This is a genomic window from Micromonospora sp. WMMD956 (genome assembly GCF_029626125.1).
GTDB classification, from domain to species: Bacteria; Actinomycetota; Actinomycetes; order Mycobacteriales; family Micromonosporaceae; genus Micromonospora; species Micromonospora carbonacea.
On the sequence record NZ_JARUBI010000005.1, the window covers coordinates 3,894,235 to 3,912,843 of the forward strand.

General features: G+C 75.7%; 18 protein-coding genes and 1 tRNA gene. 15 read left to right on the forward strand and 4 right to left on the reverse strand.

Annotation, left to right across the window (positions count from 1 at the left end; all coding sequences use genetic code 11):
- Positions 1-63: 63 nt before the first annotated feature.
- The 10 genes from O7628_RS17945 to O7628_RS17990 all read left to right on the forward strand — a co-directional run bounded on the left by O7628_RS17945 (position 64) and on the right by O7628_RS17990 (position 9,528).
- Positions 64-720, forward strand: a complete 657-nt coding sequence (locus tag O7628_RS17945; protein WP_278132097.1) for a hypothetical protein — start codon at positions 64-66, stop codon at positions 718-720.
- Between the two features lie 141 nt (positions 721-861).
- A complete protein-coding gene (locus O7628_RS17950; protein WP_278136338.1) occupies positions 862-1,548 on the forward strand; it encodes a dienelactone hydrolase family protein in 687 nt (228 codons plus the stop codon).
- Positions 1,541-2,281: a uracil-DNA glycosylase gene (locus tag O7628_RS17955; protein WP_311774372.1), complete on the forward strand. Its 741-nt coding sequence runs from the start codon at positions 1,541-1,543 to the stop codon at positions 2,279-2,281. The genes O7628_RS17950 and O7628_RS17955 overlap by 8 nt, the downstream gene beginning before the upstream one ends.
- 19 nt (positions 2,282-2,300) lie before the next feature.
- A complete protein-coding gene (locus O7628_RS17960; protein WP_278132098.1) occupies positions 2,301-3,080 on the forward strand; it encodes a DUF4129 domain-containing protein in 780 nt (259 codons plus the stop codon).
- Positions 3,077-3,661 carry a hypothetical protein gene (locus O7628_RS17965; RefSeq protein WP_178063409.1) on the forward strand — a complete coding sequence of 195 codons (585 nt, stop codon included), beginning with the start codon at positions 3,077-3,079 and terminating at the stop codon, positions 3,659-3,661. The genes O7628_RS17960 and O7628_RS17965 overlap by 4 nt, the downstream gene beginning before the upstream one ends.
- Positions 3,661-4,668 carry a MoxR family ATPase gene (locus O7628_RS17970; RefSeq protein ID WP_278132101.1) on the forward strand — a complete coding sequence of 336 codons (1,008 nt, stop codon included), beginning with the start codon at positions 3,661-3,663 and terminating at the stop codon, positions 4,666-4,668. The genes O7628_RS17965 and O7628_RS17970 overlap by 1 nt, the downstream gene beginning before the upstream one ends.
- A complete protein-coding gene (locus O7628_RS17975) occupies positions 4,665-6,038 on the forward strand; it encodes a DUF58 domain-containing protein (RefSeq protein ID WP_278136339.1) in 1,374 nt (457 codons plus the stop codon). Before O7628_RS17970 ends, O7628_RS17975 begins: the two co-directional genes overlap by 4 nt.
- A gap of 61 nt (positions 6,039-6,099) precedes the next feature.
- A complete protein-coding gene (locus O7628_RS17980; protein ID WP_278136340.1) occupies positions 6,100-6,669 on the forward strand; it encodes a hypothetical protein in 570 nt (189 codons plus the stop codon).
- Between the two features lie 102 nt (positions 6,670-6,771).
- Complete coding sequence (locus O7628_RS17985) at positions 6,772-8,091, forward strand: NAD(P)/FAD-dependent oxidoreductase (protein WP_074476655.1); 1,320 nt, start codon at positions 6,772-6,774, stop codon at positions 8,089-8,091.
- 204 nt (positions 8,092-8,295) lie between these two features.
- Complete coding sequence (locus tag O7628_RS17990) at positions 8,296-9,528, forward strand: glycosyltransferase (RefSeq protein WP_278132104.1); 1,233 nt, start codon at positions 8,296-8,298, stop codon at positions 9,526-9,528.
- A 61-nt stretch (positions 9,529-9,589) separates the two neighbouring features.
- Here O7628_RS17990 and O7628_RS17995 read toward each other — a convergent pair whose 3' ends face one another.
- Positions 9,590-11,488: a hypothetical protein gene (locus tag O7628_RS17995; RefSeq protein WP_278132105.1), complete on the reverse strand. Its 1,899-nt coding sequence runs from the start codon at positions 11,486-11,488 to the stop codon at positions 9,590-9,592.
- Positions 11,489-11,590: 102 nt separating this feature from the next.
- On the opposite strand from O7628_RS17995, the gene O7628_RS18000 reads away from it, so the two are divergent.
- The 3 genes from O7628_RS18000 to O7628_RS18010 all read left to right on the forward strand — a co-directional run bounded on the left by O7628_RS18000 (position 11,591) and on the right by O7628_RS18010 (position 13,158).
- Positions 11,591-11,671: transfer RNA gene (locus O7628_RS18000), tRNA-Leu, on the forward strand.
- Between the two features lie 182 nt (positions 11,672-11,853).
- Entirely contained in the window at positions 11,854-12,669 is an 816-nt protein-coding gene (locus tag O7628_RS18005; RefSeq protein ID WP_278132108.1) for a Bax inhibitor-1/YccA family protein, read from the forward strand.
- 168 nt (positions 12,670-12,837) lie between these two features.
- On the forward strand, positions 12,838-13,158 hold the full coding sequence (locus tag O7628_RS18010) for a hypothetical protein (RefSeq protein ID WP_278132110.1): 321 nt from the start codon (positions 12,838-12,840) through the stop codon (positions 13,156-13,158).
- A gap of 127 nt (positions 13,159-13,285) precedes the next feature.
- On the opposite strand, the gene O7628_RS18015 is transcribed toward O7628_RS18010, so the two are convergent.
- The 3 genes from O7628_RS18015 to O7628_RS18025 all read right to left on the reverse strand — a co-directional run bounded on the left by O7628_RS18015 (position 13,286) and on the right by O7628_RS18025 (position 16,564).
- Positions 13,286-14,548 (reverse strand): acetyl-CoA C-acetyltransferase, encoded by a 1,263-nt coding sequence (locus O7628_RS18015; protein ID WP_178063416.1) that lies wholly within the window; start codon positions 14,546-14,548, stop codon positions 13,286-13,288.
- Between the two features lie 91 nt (positions 14,549-14,639).
- On the reverse strand, positions 14,640-15,386 hold the full coding sequence (locus O7628_RS18020; RefSeq protein ID WP_278136341.1) for an SGNH/GDSL hydrolase family protein: 747 nt from the start codon (positions 15,384-15,386) through the stop codon (positions 14,640-14,642).
- 80 nt (positions 15,387-15,466) lie between these two features.
- On the reverse strand, positions 15,467-16,564 hold the full coding sequence (locus O7628_RS18025; protein ID WP_278132112.1) for an SGNH/GDSL hydrolase family protein: 1,098 nt from the start codon (positions 16,562-16,564) through the stop codon (positions 15,467-15,469).
- Positions 16,565-16,693: 129 nt separating this feature from the next.
- Between O7628_RS18025 and O7628_RS18030 the strand changes: the two genes are divergently transcribed.
- A complete protein-coding gene (locus O7628_RS18030; RefSeq protein ID WP_043963969.1) occupies positions 16,694-17,050 on the forward strand; it encodes a YkvA family protein in 357 nt (118 codons plus the stop codon).
- Between the two features lie 75 nt (positions 17,051-17,125).
- Positions 17,126-18,496 (forward strand): cystathionine beta-synthase, encoded by a 1,371-nt coding sequence (locus O7628_RS18035; protein WP_278132115.1) that lies wholly within the window; start codon positions 17,126-17,128, stop codon positions 18,494-18,496.
- Positions 18,497-18,609 lie beyond the last annotated feature (113 nt).

Below are 18,609 nucleotides of genomic sequence, written 5' to 3' on the forward strand. Positions count from 1 at the left end.
ACGTTCTCCGATCTTGGTCGCTACGGTGTCGTCTGCTCGTCCATCCCCTCGGAAGGAACTCCCGTGCCAGAGCCGGTCGCCCCGCACCCCGCCGCGCCGCCCGAGGACGCGCCGCGCCCCGCCGACCCACCCGCGGCCCGGGAGTCCGAGCAGCCCGAGTCCGGGCAGCCCGAGAACGGCCCGGCGGCGGCCGAAGCTGCGCAGGTCAAGGCCGAGAGCGCACAGGTCAAGGGTGAGACCGGGCAGGGCGGGCGCGCGGACGAGCCCGGCGCGGGCGCGGCGGAGCCGCAGGACGGGCAGGCCGAAGGCGGCCAGGTCGAGCCGAGGCGGTCCGTGGTCCGCAAGGTGGTCGGCGTGGTCGCCGCGCTGCTCGCCGTCGGGGTGGTGGCGGCGCTGAAGTTCGGCCTCGGCGGTGCCGTGGCCGCCGCCCTCGACGAGGACGCGACCGCGAAGGCGAAGACCGGTGACTGCCTCGCCGAGCTGCCGGACGTGGCCGAGGGTGAGCGCAAGGACGCCCGCGGCGCGGAGGTGGTGGCCTGCACGTCGACGGAGGCGGTGTACACGGTGGTCGGTCGCCTCGACGGGCAGACCGAGGCGCAGGCGCGGACGGGCGAGGCGTGCGAGCCGTTTCTCCAGCCCGGGCAGGCGGGGTACTTCTTCTACAACATCAAGCCGGGCAGCACCGGCTACCTGCTCTGCCTCACCCGCAAGGCAGCCTGACCCGGGCGACCGGCAACGAAACAGGAGGTGAACGCCACTGCTCGGGCGTCTTCCGGCGGCGGTCGTGGCGTGGCAGGCTCACGACACGTAGGAACACCCTGCGACCAGCCAACGATGACTGACCGCGAGGAGGACGGGCCGATGGGCGAGATGGTGAGCTTCGTCAGCAACGGCGGGACGAGCGAGGGGTATCTCGCGATACCCTCCGGCGGTGCGGCCAACCCGGCGGTCATCGTGATCCAGGAGTGGTGGGGCCTCGTGCCCCACATCCGGTCGGTGGCGGACCGGTTCGCCGAGGCCGGGTTCGTGGCGCTCGCCCCGGACTTCTACCACGGCGAGTCGACCGGCGAGCCGGACGAGGCCCGGCGGCTGCTGATGGGCCTGCAGATGGACGAGGCGGCGAAGGACATCGCGGGCGCGGCGGAATTCCTGGCGGCGCGGCCCGAGGTGGCGGGCAAGGTCGGCTGCGTCGGCTTCTGCGCGGGCGGCAGCCTGGCCCTGTGGTCGGCGACGCTGTCGGAGCGGATCGTCGCCACGGCCGGCTTCTACCCGATGCTGCCGTGGGAGAAGATGCGCCCCGAGTGGGCCGACTACGCGGGCAAGTCGGCGATCATCCACTGCTCGGAGGAGGACGGCACCTCGGCCGCGCCGGGCGTGCAGACGGCCCGTGCGGCGATCGAGGCGGCCGGCGGCACCTGCACCCTCTACGACTACCCGGGCAGCCGGCACGCGTTCTTCAACGACGACCGGCCGGAGGCGTTCGACCAGCGCGCCTCGGCCAGCGCCTGGGCCCGCACCCTCGAACTGTTCCGGGCGAAGCTTGGCTGAGGCCCGTACCCCCGACGAGGTGGTCGCCCGCGCCGCGCGGGCGACCGACCTGGTCGACCTCGACGGCGCGGTCGCCGACTGCTTCGCCTGCCCGCGCCTCGTCGCCTGGCGGGAGGAGGTCGCCCGCACGCGGCGGGCGGCCTTCCGCGACCAGACCTACTGGGGGCGGCCGGTGCCCGGCTTCGGCGTCGCCGACGCCCGGATCGGCATCCTCGGCCTGGCCCCCGCCGCGCACGGCGGCAACCGCACCGGGCGCATCTTCACCGGCGACCGCTCCGGCGACGTGCTCTTCGCCGCCCTGCACCGCGCCGGCCTGGCCAACCAGCCGACGAGCGTCGCCGCCGACGACGGCCTCGCGTTGCGCGACACCCGGATCTTCGCCGCCGTGCGCTGCGCGCCGCCGGACAACAAGCCCACCCCGGCGGAGCGGGACACCTGCGCGCCCTGGCTGCGCCGGGAGGTCGCGCTGATCCGGCCCACGCTGCGCGTCGTGGTCGCGCTGGGCGCGTTCGCCTGGGCGGCGTGGTGGCCGACGCTGCGCGAGGTGTACGGCGTGCGCCCGCCCAGCCCGCGACCGGCGTTCGGCCATGGGGCACACTGGTCCGGCACGGCCGCACCGGCGCTGCTGGGGTGTTACCACGTCAGCCAGCAGAACACGTTCACCGGGCGGCTGACACCGGGGATGCTGGACGACGTGTTCGCCCGGGCGAAGCAACTGGCCGGAGTGGACTGACGGGCGTGGGGCGGTGCCGATGGACCTCAGCGTGCTGCGCAGGTGGTGGCCGATCGTCGCGGTGACGGCCCTGCTCGCCGCCGCCGCGGTGGCCGCCGGCCACTCGTCGCTCGGCGCGAGCCGCATCCCGCCCGCCGCCGACAACATCCCGTACGTGCCGGAGTACCCGACCGCGCAGCCGCCGCCGTCGATCCCGGTGGAGCCGCGCGACGCCGGGGAGGCCACCCGCGCGCACATCCCCGAGTGGCTGGGCACCGTCGCGATGGTGCTGCTCGGCCTGGCGATCGCCGTCGCCCTCGGCTACGTGGGCTGGACGCTGCTGCGCGGGGTGGCCCGCCGCACCAGCCGGGCGCTGCCGGCGGACCGGGCGCGGCGCACCGCCGAGGGCACCGCCCGCGAGGTGGTGGCCGCGCTCGACGCCGGCCTGGTCGAGCTGGACGACGCCGACGTCGACCCGCGCACCGCCGTGATCGCCTGCTGGGTGCGGCTGGAGGAGGCCGCCGAGGCGGCCGGGGTGGCCCGGCACACCGGCGACACCCCCACCGACCTGGTGACCCGCCTGCTGCGCGGCGACCCCGACGCGGGGGTGCCGGCGATCGCCAGCGCCGACGTGCTGGCCGAGTTCGCCCACGTCTACCGGGAGGCCCGGTATGCCACCCGGCCGGTCGGCGAGCGCACCCGCGACCAGGCCCGCGCCGCGCTGCGCCGGCTGCGCGGCGAGCTGACGGCGGTAGCGGCCGGGACGGCCGTGGCGACCGGGGCCGCCGGAGCGGGTGCAGTCGCCGGGGGCCCGGCGTGAGCACCAGCATCGACGACCTGCTCGGCTCCGCCGAGGAGGAGCAGCCGGCGCAGGAGCGGCCCGCCCGGGGCGGCCGGGTCGGCGGCGTGCTGAAGACCCTCCTGGTGGCCGGGGCGCTGACCGCCGTGGTGGTGGCCGGGCTGCGGGCCGTCGGGTTGCAGCTCTCGCTGTGGGTGGTCGTCGCCGGGGTCCTCGCCCTGCTCGCCGTGCGCCGGGTCACCGCCGCGCTGGCCCCGCCGCCACCGCCCCGGTCGGGGGCCCGCATCCCGGCGGGCGAGGAGGACGGCCACTACCACTGGGCCGCCCGGGACGCGCTGCGCGCCGCGATCAACGGCTGGGAACGGCCACTGGACTGGTCGGCGGGCAACCCGGAGCGGTTCGCCGAGCGGATCCTGCCCCGCCTCGGCGAGCTGGCCGACGAGCGGCTGCGCCAGCGGCACGGCGTGACCCGCGAGTCCGACCCGGCCCGCGCCCGCGCCCTGCTGGGCGACCGGCTCTCGACGTTCCTGGACACCCCGCCCCGCCGCACCCCGTCGCCGCGCGACCTCGTGGCGATCGTCGCCGAACTGGAGAAGATCTGATGAAGGACGTGGACCGGACCGTGCCCGCCGCCGAGGTCGGCCACCTGGCCCGGGCGGTGCTGGACGCGGTCGGCTCGGTGGTGGTGGGCAAGCGGGAGGCCCTGGAGCTGGTCCTCGCCGGCATCCTGGCCGGCGGCCACGTGCTGCTGGAGGACCTGCCCGGCCTGGGCAAGACGCTGACCGCCCGGTCCTTCGCCCAGGCCCTCGGGCTGGACTTCCGCCGCCTCCAGTTCACCCCCGACCTGCTTCCCGCCGACGTCACCGGCTCCTTCCTCTACGACCAGCGCAGCGGCGACTTCTCCTTCCGCGCCGGCCCGGTCTTCACCAACCTGCTGCTCGCCGACGAGATCAACCGGACGCCGCCGAAGACCCAGTCGGCGCTGCTGGAGGCGATGCAGGAGAAGCAGGTCTCGGTGGAGGGCGTGACGTACCGGCTCGACGAGCCGTTCCACGTGCTGGCCACCGCCAACCCGATCGAGTACGAGGGGACGTACCCGCTGCCGGAGGCGCAGCTCGACCGGTTCCTGCTGCGGGTGTCGTTCGGCTACCCGGACGGCGAGGAGGAGTGGGAGGTGCTGCGCCGGCGGATGGGCCGCCGCCGCGAGGAGGCCGAGATCGCCCCGGTCGTCGACGCCGCCACCCTGCGGGCCATGCAGGTCGCCCTGGAGAACGTGGTGGTGGAGGACTCCATCGGCCGCTACATCGTGGCGCTCACCGCGGCCACCCGGGAGCACCCGTCGGTGCTGGTCGGGGCGTCGCCGCGCGGCTCGCTGGCGCTGCTGCTGCTGGCCCGCGCCCGGGCGGTCTTCGCCGGCCGGGACTACGTGGTGCCCGAGGACGTCAAGGAGGTGGCCGCGCCGGCCCTGGCGCACCGGATCACGCTGCGCCCGGAGATGTGGCTGCGCCGCGTCGACCCGTCCTTCGTGGTCGGGGAGGTGCTCGACCAGACCCCGGCCCCGGCCAGCGGGGCGCTGCCGAGCTACGCCGCCGGCCGGCCGGGGCGCTGACGGCCGTGTCCACCCCCGAGGGGCCGCAGGCGGCGGCCTGGGCGCCCACCTGGGCGCTGGGCCGGGCGGTGCTGCTGGCGGGCCTGCTGCTGATCGCCGGCGTGCTGCTCGGCCGGGTCGACCTGGTCGTGCTGGCCGTGCCGTTCGCGCTCGGCACCGCGTACGCGCTGCGCCGCCGGCCCACGGCGGGCCCGCAGTTGTGGATCACCGCGGACGACGGGCAACTCGTCGAGGGCGGCGAGTTCACCGGCACGGTCAGCGTCGGCAACCCGGACACGGTCGGCTACGACGTGGCGGTGGTGCGCACCCGCGTCTCGCCGTGGCTGCTGGTCGAGCGGGCCGGCGTCGGCGGGGCCCGGGTCGACCTGTCCCGCAGCGGCGTGGACCGGCCCTTCGTGACCGTCGTCGACACGGGCACGGCCGTCGACCTGGAGCTGGCCGGGAAGGCCCGGCGCTGGGGCCGGCACCCGATCGGCCCGGCCGGGGCGAGGGTCGCCGCCGCCGGGGGGATGCTGGTCTCCCGGGCGGCGATCACCGAGCCGGTCCGGTTCCGGGTGTACCCGAAGACGGAGCCGTTCGAGGCGGTGGAGGCGATGCCCCGCGCCGCCGGCCTGGTCGGCGCGCACCACTCCCGCCGGCCCGGCGAGGGCGGCGAGCTGGCCGGGGTGCGGGTCTTCGGCCCCGGCGACCGGCTGCGCCGCGTCGACTGGCGGGTGTCGCTGCGGGCCCGGCAGCTGCACGTGGCCGCCACCCTGTCGGACCGGGACGCCGAGGTGGTCGTCCTGCTCGACGTGCTCGCCGAGGCGGGCCGCTCCGGTGGCGTCGGCGGGGCCGCGTCGGTGCTGGACACCACCGTGCGGGCCGCCGCCGCGATCGGCGAGCACTACCTGCACCGGGGCGACCGGGTGGCGCTGCTGGAGTACGGTCCGGCGGCCCGTCGGCTGCGCCCCGCCACCGGCCGCCGGCAATACCTCACGCTGCTGGAGTGGCTGCTCGACGTGCGCGCCGAGGCGTCGCCGCACGAGCCGTACGACCAGGTCTTCGGGCCGCAGATCCTCTCCTCGGACGCGCTGGTGGTGGTGCTCACCCCGCTGCTGGACGAGCGGTCCGCCCAGATGCTGGCCCGGATGGCCCGTTCCGGGCGGTTCGTGGTGGCGGTGGACACGCTCCCGGACGACCTGCCGCCACCGGGCCGGCAGGGCTGGTCCGAGGTGGCGTTCCGGCTGTGGCGGATCGACCGGGACACGATGATCGGCCAGCTCCGCGAGCACGGCGTGCCGGTGGTCCGCTGGGCGGGCGCGGGCAGCCTCGACCAGGTGCTGCGCGACGTGGCCCGGCTCGCCACCGCCCCGCGGGTGGGTGGCCGGTGAGCGGGGCAGGGCGGCCGGTGAACGGGGCAGCCCGGCGCACGGGTGACGGAGGGCGGTGCCGGTGAACCCGGTCGAGGCGGTGACCGAACGCGCCCGGGCGGCCCGCTCGGCGGTCAACCGGGTCAGCGCGGCCCCGCTGCTGGTGCGCGCCGGGATCTTCGGCGCGACGCTGGCGGGGCTGCTGCTGGCGTACCCGGCGCAGGTCCTCACCGGCCGTCCGCTGGCCGCCCTCGCGCTGGTGGCGCTGCTGCCGGCGGTCGGGCCGCGCCGGATCTGGCCGACGTTCGCCGCCCTCGTCGCGGTCGGCGGCTGGCTGCTGGCCACCGAGGGGTACGACCGGCCGGTCGCGCTGTGGCGGCTGCTCGCCGTGGCGGCGGCCCTCTACCTCGCGCACTCGCTGGCCGCGCTGGCGGCGCTGCTGCCGTACGACGCGGTGGTGGATCCGGAGCTGGTCGTGCGCTGGCTCACCCGGGCCGGCGGGGTGCTGCTCGGCTCGGCGGTGCTCGGGGTGCTCCTCGTCCGGGTCGCCGATGCCGGGCCCGACCGGGGCCACCTCGGCGTCACGGTCGCCGGGTTGCTGGTGGCGGTGGCGGTGAGCGCGTTGCTGGGGTGGCTGCTGCGTCGCAGATGACGGAACGGCAATGCGCGTCATGCAGCTCACAGGTGTTGTGCTCCGTCACAAAGGGGGGTCTCGGCAGGGGTTAGCGGGGCCGGCGGGGGAAAGATGGTAGGCGTGAATCCGAAGCGGATCCTTGTCGTCGGTGCCGGGCACGTCGGTCTCTACGCCGCCCTTCGCCTGTCGAAGAAGCTCTCCTCGCGGGAGGCGGAGGTCGTCGTCGTCGACCCGCAGCCGCACATGACGTACCAGCCGTTCCTCCCGGAGGCGGCGGCCGGCAACATCTCCCCCCGGCACTCCGTGGTGCCGCTGCGGCGGGAGTTGCGGCGGTGCAAGGTGGTGGCCGGCACGGTCACCCGGATCGAGCACGACCGCAAGGTCGCCACGGTGCAGCCGATCAGCGGCCCGACCCGGGAGATCCCCTACGACCACGTCGTGGTGGCCCCCGGCTCGGTCTCCCGCACGCTGCCGATCCCCGGCCTGCACGAGCACGGCATCGGGTTCAAGACCATCGGCGAGGCCATCTACCTGCGCAACCACGTGCTCGACCGGCTCGACGTGGCGGCGGCCACGCAGGACGCGCAGGTGCGCCGCAGCGCCCTGACGTTCACCTTCGTCGGCGGCGGGTACGCGGGCATCGAGGCCCTGGCCGAGATGGAGGACATGGCCCGCGACGCGCTGCGCTACTACCCGGAGCTGGAGCCGGAGGACATGCGCTGGGTGCTGGTCGAGGCGACCCAGCGGGTGCTGCCCGAGGTCGACCGGGACATGGGCGCGTACACGGTGCAGCAGCTGCTCAAGCGGAACATGGACATCCGGCTGGACACCCGCCTGGAGTCCTGCGTCGACGGGGTGGTGAAGCTCTCCGACGGCGACAGCTTCCGCTCCGACACGATCGTCTGGACGGCCGGCGTCAAGCCGTCGCCGATGCTGGACGCCACCGACTTCCCGCGCGACGAGCGTCGCCGCGTCACCTGCCTGCCGACCCTCCAGGTCGTCGACGGCGACCGGGTGATCGAGGGCGCGTGGAGCGCCGGTGACTGCGCGGCGGTGCCGGACCTGACCAAGGAGCCGGGCAACTTCTGCTCGCCCAGCGCCCAGCACGCGGTGCGCCAGGCCGCCCGGATGGCCGACAACATCGCCAACGTGATCCGGGGCCGTCAGCCGGTGGACTACAAGCACAAGCACGCGGGCAGCGTGGCCAGCCTCGGCCTGCACAAGGGCGTCGCCCAGGTCTACGGCATCAAGATGACCGGCTGGCCGGCGTGGTTCATGCACCGGACGTACCACATGTCGCGGATCCCGTCGTTCAACCGCAAGGTCCGGGTCGTGGTCGACTGGTCGCTGGCGTTCTTCCTCAAGCGCGAGGTGGTCGCGCTCGGCCAGCTGCACGACCCGCGTGAGGAGTTCGCCGAGGCGTCCCAGCCGCGCGGCTGAGGTGTGACCAAGGGCACACTTTGGCCGCGCATTGGCGGGGGTCGATTCCGCCTCCTGGCGGGGTCGGCCCCACCTGGGGTGACGCCGCTCACCCCCGCCGCCCGTCCGCTACCCGACAGCCACTCTCCGTGCCGGCGTCCTTGACGGCCCCGGGCCCGAGGGCCATTCTCGTCCGGTCCGGTCCACGGGGAGAGGCGGGCTCCGGTGCGTTTTCTGTTGTCGGCGATCGGGTCACGCGGCGACGTCCAGCCGGTGGTGGCCCTGGCCATGCAGCTCAGGGCCCTCGACCAGGAGGTGCGCCTCTGCGCGCCCCCGGACTTCGCCAAGTGGATCGGGTCCTTCGGGCTTCCCTTCGTGCCGATCGGCCCCGAGTGGCGTCGGTCGGCCTCGTCCGTCCGGCAGACGCCCAGAGTGCCGGCCTCGCCGACCCGGGTCCGGCAGTTGGCGGCCGCCTCCCTCGCCGTGCAGTTCGAGGTGTTCTCGGCGGCGGTCGAGGGCTGCGACGCCGTGGTCGCGGTGACCGCCCTCCAGGTCGCCGCCCGGTCGGTGGCGGAGCTGCACGGCCTGCCCTACGTCTTCGCGACGTGGAGCCCGGCGGTCTTCCCGTCGCCGCACCACCCCCCGCCGCCGCTGCCCCAGTCCGGCCAGGCGCCGGCGCCCGCGACGGCCGACAACGCCGCGCTCTGGGCCGAGAACGCGCGGCACTTCAACGACACGTTCGGGGCCGCCCTCGACGCGCGGCGGGCGGCGGTGGGGCTGCCCCCGGCCGGTGACGTGCGCAGCCACATGTTCACCGACCGGCCGTGGCTGGCCGCCGACCCGGCGCTGGCGCCCTGGCCCGGCCCCGCCGACCTCGACGTCGTCCAGACGGGCGCGTGGATCCTGCCGGACGAGCGGGCCCTGCCCCCGGAGCTGGAGAGCTTCCTGGCCGCCGGCGAGCCGCCCGTCTACTTCGGCTTCGGCAGCATCGCCGTGGACCAGCACCTGACCACGACCCTAGTCCGGGCGGCCCGCGCCCTCGGGCGTCGGGTGCTCGTCTCGCGGGGCTGGGCGTCGCTGGCGGCCGTGGACGGCCAGCCCGACTGCCTGGCCGTCGGCGAGGTCAACCAGCAGGCGCTGTTCCCGCGGGTCGCCGCGGTGGTGCACCACGGCGGCGCGGGCACCACGACCGCCGCGGCCCGGGCCGGCGCGCCGCAGGTCGTCGTCCCGCAGGTGTACGACCAGCACTACTTCGCGCGCCGGGTCGACGCGCTCGGCGTCGGCAGTGCGCACGAGCCCGTCCCGCCCAGCGTGGACTCGCTGGTCGCGGCGCTCACCGTCGCCCTGCGCCCGGAGGTCGCCGACCGGGCCCGGGCGCTGGCCGCCGCCGTCCGCGCCGACGGGGCGGCCACGGCCGCGCAGCGGCTGGTGGCGGCGCACGCGGCGGCCCCACGCTGAGCGACCGGCCGGGGCGCGGCGGCAGCCCGGCAGGGCGGGTCGGAGCGGACCGGCGGGAGCGTCAGACCCGCCAGATCCACGCGTCGGCGATCCGGGTGGCCGGGCCGTAGAGCTGGTCCAGGGTGGCGCGCAGGTCGTCGGCGTGGCGGGTGCCGTCGGCCACCGCGAAGCAGGACGCGCCCCAACGGTCGGCGTCCCGGGCGGCCTGCCGCCGCTCCCGGTCACCGATCGCCGGCCGTCCGCCCCGCTTCGCCACCTCGCTGAGCAGGTACGACGTGGGGCGCTTCCAGGTGCCCATGGCGGCGGTGCCGCCCTTGCCGTACGGGGCGATGAAGAAGCCCTCGGGCATGGCGAACGCGGCGTCGGCGGCCGTGGCCCAGCGCATCGGCCACGGCTCCTTCGGCGTGGGCAGCGGCACCGGCACCAGCACCCCGCCGGGGCGGACGCACTCCCGCCAGTGGTCGGCCGCGATGAACTCCGGCAGCGCCGGCCGCTCGGCGGTGGGCAGGGGGGCCGGCAGGACCGGCAGCAGCGCGAGCCCGACCGCTGCCGGCACCAGCCGGCGGGCCCGGCCGGCGCCGCGCAGCGCCCGGTCCACGGCCAGCACCAGCAGCGTGCCGGCCAGCGGCAGCACCGCCAGGGCGAATCGCATCGGCAGCGCGCCGTCCACCACGGGCAGGCCCGCCAGCAGGGCGTACGGGCCGGGGATGCTGGTCCGGTCACCGCCGACGACCACGTCCGGGCCGAGCGACAGCGCGCCCATGACCAGCGCCCCGGCCGCGCAGGCGAGCACCAGCGGGCGGCGGCCCAGCCAGACCGCGCAGCCGAGGGTGACCACGAGCAGGGGCCAGCCGAGGAAGGTGTTGTATTCGGCCGGGCCGGTGGTGAGCCGGGCCGCCTCGTCGCTGCCGGCGGCCGACAGCGGGGAGAGCGTCCACCAGCTCGCCAGGTCGGCCGAGAAGTAGTCCGGGCTGAACATGCCGTCGGCGACGCCCTGCGGGCCGGCGAACTGGAACCACAGCGGGTATCCCAGCACGAGCAGGGCCAGCCCGGCGGCGACCAGCATCCCCCCGGCGAAGCCGGGCAGCGCCCGGCGCAGCAGCGCCCGGTCGGCCAGCGCGTACGCGACGGCCATCACCAGCAGCGTCAGCGCGGTGAGGAAGAGCACCTCCTCGCCCACGAAGACCTGGACGCTGATCACGGCGGCGAGGCCCACGGCGGAGGTGAGCATGCGGCGGCGGTCAGGGCCGCCCCGCCCCGGGCCGCCGTCGCCCCCGTGGTGGCTGCCGCCGTCGTGCGGGGTGCCGCCGGGGCGGCCCACGCGGCCCAGCGGGTCGGCCGCGCGCAGCAGCCGGACCACCAGCCAGACGATCACCGGCACCAGCCATTGGGCGGTCATGTGCAGGTGGCTGTTGGTCTGCGAGACGATGCCCGGCCCGAAGCCGCACAGCCCGGCCCCGAGCGCGGCGGCGAGCGGTCGCGCCCCGAGGAGGCGGGTGAAGAGCAGGTGCCAGGCGAGGGCGGTGCCGGCGAGGTTGAGCCCGGCGAGCAGGGCGAAGGTGACCGGCGCGCCGAACAGCAGGGTGACCGGGGCGAAGGCGACGCCGAGCGCGATGACCGTGGTGTTGGCCATCAGGTTCACCCCGTCGGGGGCGTTGAGCCGGTCGGTGAGCAGCCCGAAGTCGCCGAGCAGGGCGCGCGAGTCGACGGCCAGGAACCACTCGTACAGCGTCTGGTCCTCGGGGTTGAGCGCCAGCACCCGGCCGGACGGGTCGGGCCAGAGCCCGTGGGTGAGCCAGCCCGCCAGGGCCGCGAACAGCAGCCCGACGAGCAGGTCGGCCCGGTGCCGGGCGACGGCGGCCCGCAGCCGGGCCCACCGGCCGGCGGCCCGGGTCGGGACGTCGGAACGGACTGCCTGGTCGGGGGCGGCGTCGGGGGCCGTGGGGGCTGCGCTGCTCACGGGTCGACCCTAGTGCGGGAGTGCCGCCGGGGTACGCCGGGTCGTGGCGGACCCGCTACGGTGACACTGCACCGGCGCGTGGGCGACGCGCGGGGCCGCCCAGCCCGGGTGGTGGAACGGCAGACACGGCCGCCTTAAAAGCGGCTGCCGCAAGGCGTGCGGGTTCGACCCCCGCCCCGGGCACGCGCAGCACGGTGACCCGCGCCGGTGGAGGGGCCCACGCCGGTGCCGGCGAGGGCGTCCCGGCGGGTCTCTCAGCTTCTTCACAGCTCCTGCGCCGGTCGGTGATCTCCACGGCGTCGGGCGGGCCGTCTACCCTGGAAGGGCACGTTCACGTGCGACGACCCCCTGAGGGAGGCCTGACAGTGAAGACTTCGAACCCGGTGCTCGCCCGACTCGGCCAGGCGGCCGAGCGGGAACGGGCCACCGGGTACGCCCCGACCGGGCCCTACGGGCAGCCCGGCTATCCGCAGCAGTACCCGGGCGCGACGGGCTACCCGGCCGCGCCGCCCACCGTGACGCCGATGTCGATCGACGACGTGGTGGTCAAGACCGTCGTGTTGCTGGGCATCCTCGGCGCGTCCGCCGCGGCGGCCTGGGTGCTCGTCCCGGACGCGCTGCTCGGCGTGGCCTGGATCGGCGCGGCGGTCGTGGGCCTGGTCCTCGGCCTGATCATCTCGTTCTCCCGGATGGCGAACCCGGCGCTGGTCATCGCGTACGCCGTCGTCGAGGGCGTCTTCGTCGGCATGGTGAGCAAGGCGTTCAACTCGCTCTACGACGGCATCGTGCTCCAGGCCGTGGTGGCCAGCTTCGGCGTGTTCTTCCTGATGGCCATGCTCTACAAGGCGCGGGTCATCCGGGCCACCCCGAAGTTCGTCCGGGGCATGGTCGCGGCGATGGTCGGCCTGTTCGCGGTCATGTTGATCAACCTGGTGCTGGCGCTGTTCGGCGTCAACACCGGCCTGCGCGACAGCAGCCCGCTGGCCATCGGCTTCAGCCTGGTCTGCATCGTGGTCGCCTCGCTGAGCTTCGTGCTCAGCTTCGCGGAGGTCGAGGAGGGCGTCCGGATGGGGCTGCCCCAGCGCTACTCCTGGACGGCCGCGTTCGGCATCCTGGTCAGCCTGGTCTGGCTCTACATCGAGATCCTGCGCCTGCTGAGCTACTTCCAGGGCGACGACTGACCCTCGTCGCTCGACGGCGCCCGCCCCGCGATCCCGCGGCGGCGGGCGCCGTCGTGTTCCGGCCCGGCCGCACCGCCCCGGCCGCACCGCCCCGGGCGTCCGCCGGCCGCGCCGGGCACCCTGCGACCGCACGGGGCACGCCGGCCCGGCGTCCGTAGACTCGGCGCGGTGAGCGCAGCGGAACTGGGCCGGGCCGTGGAGCTGCTGGTCCGTCAGGTCGGGCACTGGCAGCAGCCGCGCTGGGCGGCCTCGGCCGGCGGCGGCAACGTGCCCCGGGCCGACCTGGTGCACCGGCTGGTGCAGGAGATCGCGAACCTCGCCGCCGACGCCGAGGGGCAGCCCCGCCGGGCGGTGCCCCGGCTCGACAACGACCTCGCCCTGCCCGACCAGCTCCGGGTGGTCGCCGCCGACCTGCTGGCGGCGGCCCCGTCCGACGCCGTGCTGACCCGGGCCGCCGCCGAGGTGACGGCGACCCGGTCCGCGCTCTGACGCCCGCGCGCAGGCCCCGCGTGGCAGGCCGGCCCCGCGTGGCAGGACGCCCGCGCGCCGACCCCGCTGGCCGGCCGCCCGTGCGGTCGGCGCGAGCGCCGGGAGGCGACGCGGGGCGACGCGCGGCTCAGCTCAGGCGTTCGAGGACCATGGCCATGCCCTGTCCGCCGCCGACGCACATCGTCTCCAGGCCGATGCTCTTGTCGTGCCAGTCCAGGGCGTTGAGCAGCGTGCCGGTGATCCGGGCGCCGGTCATGCCGAACGGGTGGCCGACGGCGATCGCCCCGCCCATCACGTTCAGCTTCTCCTCGTCGATGCCGAGCTGCCGGTAGGAGGGGATGACCTGGGCGGCGAACGCCTCGTTGATCTCCACCAGGTCGACGTCGTCGATGGTCATCCCGGCGCGGCGCAGGGCCTGCTTCGACGCCTCCACCGGCCCGAGGCCCATGATCTCGGGGGAGAGGGCGGTGACGCCGGTGGAGACGATCCGCGCCAGCGGGGTGAGGCCGAGGTCCCGGGCCCGCTGGGCGCTCATGATCACCACCGCGGCCGCGCCGTCGTTCAGCGGGCAGCAGTTGCCGGCGGTGATCCGACCGTCGGGGCGGAACACCGGCTTGAGCCCGGCGACGCCCTCCAGGGTCACCCCGGGACGGGGGCCGTCGTCGGTGTCGACCACGGTGCCGTCGGGCGTGGTGACCGGGGTGATCTCGCGGGCCCAGAAGCCGTCGGCGATCGCCTTCTCGGCCAGGTTCTGACTGCGCACGCCGAAGGCGTCCATCTCGGCGCGGCTCACGTCGTACGCCTGGGCCAGGTTCTCGGCGGTCTGCCCCATGGCCAGGTAGACGTCGGGCAGCTCCCCGGTGGAGCGGGGGTCGGCCCAGACCTCCGCGCCGCCCTCGGCGCGCCGCGCCGAGCGCTCCCGCGCGGCGGCGAAGCGCGGGTTCTCCCAGCCGCCCCCGACCAGCTCCTGCGCCTGCGGCGGGAGCGCGTCGGAGTTGCCGCGCGCGTAGCGGGAGACGGTCTCCACCCCGGCGGAGACGAACACGTCGCCCTCGCCGGCCCGAATCGCGTGCATGGCCATCCGGGTGGTCTGGAGCGACGAGGCGCAGTAGCGGGTGAGCGTGGCGCCGGGCAGGCCGTCGAGGCCCAGCAGGGTGGCGACCACACGGGCCATGTTGAAGCCCTGCTCGCCGCCGGGCAGGCCGCACCCGAGGTAGAGGTCGTCGATCTCGGTCGGATCGAGCTGGGGGACCTTGTCCAGGGCGGCCCGGACGATGGTGGCGGCGAGGTCGTCGGGGCGGACGTCGCGCAGGGAACCCTTGTGCGCCCGGCCGATGGGGGAGCGGGCGGTGGCGACGATGACGGCATCGCGGGACGACTCAGTCGGCATGAACCAACGTTAACTTGGCGGTAACCTACCCGGAAGCGGAGCGACCAGCGGGAAATGTCACCCCGGCCCGCCGCCCGCCGGGCGGGCCGGATCAGTGGCGGGGGGCGACGTCCGCGGCGGCGGCGACAGCCGGGAGCAGGGCGTGCGCCCAGATCCGGTACCCGTCGGCGGACGGGTGGAAGCCGTCGTGGCAGAGCGTGCCGGCGTCGGCCCGGAACACCGGGCCGGTCTCCGTGCCCAGGTCGACCACCGTGCCGCCCGCGTCCAACACGGCCGTCGTCTGCGCGCGGGCGATCCGCCGGCCGGACCAGCCGACCAGCTGCCGCAGCGGCGGGGCGATCGCGCGGGCCGCGCCGAGATCCGGGCAGGTGCCGACCACCACCTCGACCTGCGCCTCGCGCAGCCGCCGCACGGCCGACCCGAGGTAGGCCCCGGCCTCGGCCGGGCTGCGCAGCGCGGTGGCGTCGTTGGCGCCGATCAGGACCACCGCCACGTCGGGGCGCGGGCCGAGCAGCGCCCGGGCCACCTGGGTGGCCAGGTCGGTGGAGCGGGAGCCGGACACCCCGACGCTGGACAGGTGCACCCGCCGGCCGGTCGGACCCTCGGCGAGCAGGTTGGCCAACTGGCCGCCGACGGTGTCGCCGAGCCGGGCCACCCCGACCCCCAGCGCGGACGAGTCGCCGAGCAGGACCAGCCGCAGCGGCGGCGCGCCGGCCCGGCCGATCGTGGCGCGCAGGGCCAGGCCCAGCTCGGGCTGGGCGTACGGGCGGTTGCGGGCCAGGAACGCCTCGCCGGCCAGGACGGCCGCGCCGCCGATCGTCCCGGCGACCAGGGACATCGCCGCCGCCCGGCCCAGCCGGACGGCGAGCTCCGCGCCGAGCCCCCGGTCACCGCCACCGCGCCTGCCGCCCTGCTCGGTCATGGCTGTCCTTCCAGTGTGGGTGAGTCGGCTGCCGGGCCGGCCTGCGGCACCGCGCCGACGCCGAAGAAGGCCCGCCGGCGCAGCTGCGCCCACCGCCCGCCCGGCCCGCGGTCGCGGCCCCGGACCTGGGTGGCGCTGACCTCCGTGCCGGCGTGCCGGGCCGCCTCCTGGGCCGCCTCCGGCAGCGACCGGACACCCGCGCCCCGGGCGAGGCCGGCACGGCGCTCCGACGCCCCGCCGAGCGCGGAGAGCACCGTCGGCAGCAGCGCGGCGGCGGCCACCGCATACCCCTCCGCGGAGGGATGGAACCGGTCCCAGGCGAACATCCGGGTCGGCTCGGCGACGAACCGGGGGCCGAGCAGGTCCCCGAGGGAGACCGTCCAGCCGCCCGCCTCGACCACCGCCACCGTCTGGGCGGCGGCGAGCTGCCGGCTCCACCGCCGGGCCAGCCAGCGCAGCGGCGGCTGGATCGGCTGGATGGCACCGAGGTCGGGGCAGGTGCCGACCACCACCTCGCAGCCGACCCCGCGCAGCGCGCGGACCGCGTCGACCAGGTAGCGCACCGCCAGGGCCGGCGGGGTGCGGTTGGTGACGTCGTTGCCGCCGATCAGGATCACCGCGACGTCGGGCGACACCTCCAGCGCGGCCTCCACCTGCGGCTTCAGGCCCGAGGAGATGGCGCCCACCACGGCGAACCGGTGCAGCCGCACCGGCCGGTGCAGCCGGCGGGACAGCCCGGTGGCCAGCAACGAACCCGGCGTCTCCCGGCGGCGGTGCACGCCGTAGCCGGCGGCGGAGGAGTCGCCGAGGACGACCATGGTCAGCGGCGGGCCGGGGAGCTTCGCGCCGTAGACGCCGTCGCAGCGCGGCGGGGGCGCCTCGGCCATCGGGATGGTGCGCCGGGCCTGCCGGGCCTGGCCGAGCAGGACCCCGGTCGTCGCCGCGGCGGCCGCCGCGGTGGCGCCCGTGCCGATCGCCGCGACGCGGGCCAGCCGCCGCGCCCGCTGCGAGCGCGGGCCGAGCTGCCAGCGCGGGGCGGACTGCCCGCGCGGACCGGCCGGTGCGATTGAACCAGCGACCCCAGCGACCCCCATGCACCGACATTATCGCGCCGATACGACACGCCGCTGTCGTCGTACTGCCCGGTTTCTGGCTGGGAGGCGACTGTTGCGGGTACCCCTTGCGTGGACACCGCACGCTGTGGAGTCGAAAGGGGCGTGGAGATGGGGAAGACACTGAAGCGCGGCGCGGCGTTCGCGGCGCTGGCCCGGGCGCTGACCGCCGGGGCGCGGGGCGGCCCGTCGCTGGGGGCCCGGCTGGCGGCGCTGCCCCGGATGATCCGGGCCACCACCCGCGGCGAGTACGACGGCGGCCTCCGGCTGGCCCTGATGACCGCGGCGACGGCGTACATCGTCTCGCCGATCGACCTGCTCCCGGAGATCCCGCTGGCGGTCTTCGGCCTGGCCGACGACGCGGTGATGGTGACCTGGCTCGCCGGCGCGGTGCTCGCGGAGACCGAGCGGTTCCTGGAGTGGGAGGTCCGCCGGGCCTCCGTCATCCCGGGCCATGTGGTGCCCTGACGGGACGTACCCTGGGCGTCGAATCAACGTCTGCCCGGCCGCCGTCGCCGGCGCCGCAACGAAGGGCACAACGAGGTGCACTACTACGACAACGTCGTCGAGATGATCGGCAACACCCCGCTGGTGCGGCTGCGCAACGTGACCGAGGGCATCCGGGCCACCGTGCTGGCGAAGGTGGAATACCTCAACCCGGGCGGCTCGGTGAAGGACCGCATCGCGCTGCGCATGGTCGAGGACGCCGAGGCCGCCGGCATCCTGCGGCCCGGCGGCACGATCGTCGAGCCGACCAGCGGCAACACCGGCGTCGGCCTGGCCCTGGTGGCGCAGCTCAAGGGCTACCGGTGCGTGTTCGTCTGCCCCGACAAGGTCAGCCAGGACAAGCAGGACGTGCTGCGGGCGTACGGCGCGGAGGTGGTGGTCTGCCCGACCGCCGTCGCGCCGGAGGACCCGCGCTCCTACTACAACGTCTCCGACCGGCTGGCCCGGGAGATCCCCGGCGCGTGGAAGCCCGACCAGTACAGCAACCCGGCCAACCCGCGCTCGCACTACGAGACCACCGGCCCCGAGCTGTGGAAGCAGACCGACGGGCGGCTGACCCACTTCGTCGCCGGGGTGGGCACGGGCGGCACCATCTCCGGCATCGGCCGCTACCTGAAGGAGGCCTCCGACGGCCGGGTGCAGATCGTCGGGGCGGACCCGGAGGGCTCCGTCTACTCCGGCGGCACCGGCCGGCCCTATCTGGTGGAGGGCGTCGGCGAGGACTTCTGGCCCACCACCTACGACCGGGACGTCGCCGACCGGATCGTGGAGGTCTCCGACAAGGCGTCGTTCGAGATGACCCGGCGGCTGGCCCGCGAGGAGGGGCTGCTGGTCGGCGGGTCCTGCGGGATGGCCGTGGTCGCCGCGCTGGAGGTGGCCCGCGACGCCGGCCCGGACGACGTGGTCGTGGTGCTGCTGCCCGACAGCGGCAAGGGCTACCTGTCGAAGATCTTCAACGACGCGTGGATGGCCCGGTACGGCTTCCTCGACAACTCCGGCACCGAGCCGACCGTCGCCGACGCCCTCGCGGGCAAGCCCGGCGGGCTGCCCGAGCTGGTGCACGTGCACCCCACCGAGACGGTCCGCGACGCCATCGACTACATGCGCGAGTACGGCGTCTCCCAGCTCCCGGTGCTCAAGGCCGAGCCGCCCGTGGTCACCGGCGAGGTGGCCGGCTCGGTCGCCGAGAAGGACCTGCTCGACGCCCTGTTCACCGGCCAGGCGCACCTGCACGACACCATCGAGCGGCACACCGCCGACCCGCTGCCGATGATCGGCGGCGGCCAGCCGGTCAGCGAGGCGGTCGCCCTGCTGGAGAAGTCCGACGCGGCGCTGGTGCTGGTCGACGGCAAGCCCAAGGGCGTGCTCACCCGGCAGGACCTGCTGGCCCACCTCGGCGCCCGCTGACCCTGCAAGGAAGGGCACCTTGTTAACGCTTTCGGTAGAGGAAGGGCCCCTTATTAACGCCGCCGCCGATCACGCGCGACGCCTCGGCTGAGCCGAAGTCCGCGTGACCGGTG

Coding starts and splice junctions, on each gene's coding strand:
- O7628_RS17950 (WP_278136338.1), top strand. CDS start 862: ATGGGCGAGATGGTGAGCTTCGTCAGCAACGGCGGGACGAGCGAGGGG.
- O7628_RS17960 (WP_278132098.1), top strand. CDS start 2,301: ATGGACCTCAGCGTGCTGCGCAGGTGGTGGCCGATCGTCGCGGTGACG.
- O7628_RS17970 (WP_278132101.1), top strand. CDS start 3,661: ATGAAGGACGTGGACCGGACCGTGCCCGCCGCCGAGGTCGGCCACCTG.
- O7628_RS18015 (WP_178063416.1), bottom strand. CDS start 14,548: ATGCCGACTGAGTCGTCCCGCGATGCCGTCATCGTCGCCACCGCCCGC.
- O7628_RS18020 (WP_278136341.1), bottom strand. CDS start 15,386: ATGTCCCTGGTCGCCGGGACGATCGGCGGCGCGGCCGTCCTGGCCGGC.
- O7628_RS18025 (WP_278132112.1), bottom strand. CDS start 16,564: ATGGGGGTCGCTGGGGTCGCTGGTTCAATCGCACCGGCCGGTCCGCGC.
- O7628_RS18030 (WP_043963969.1), top strand. CDS start 16,694: ATGGGGAAGACACTGAAGCGCGGCGCGGCGTTCGCGGCGCTGGCCCGG.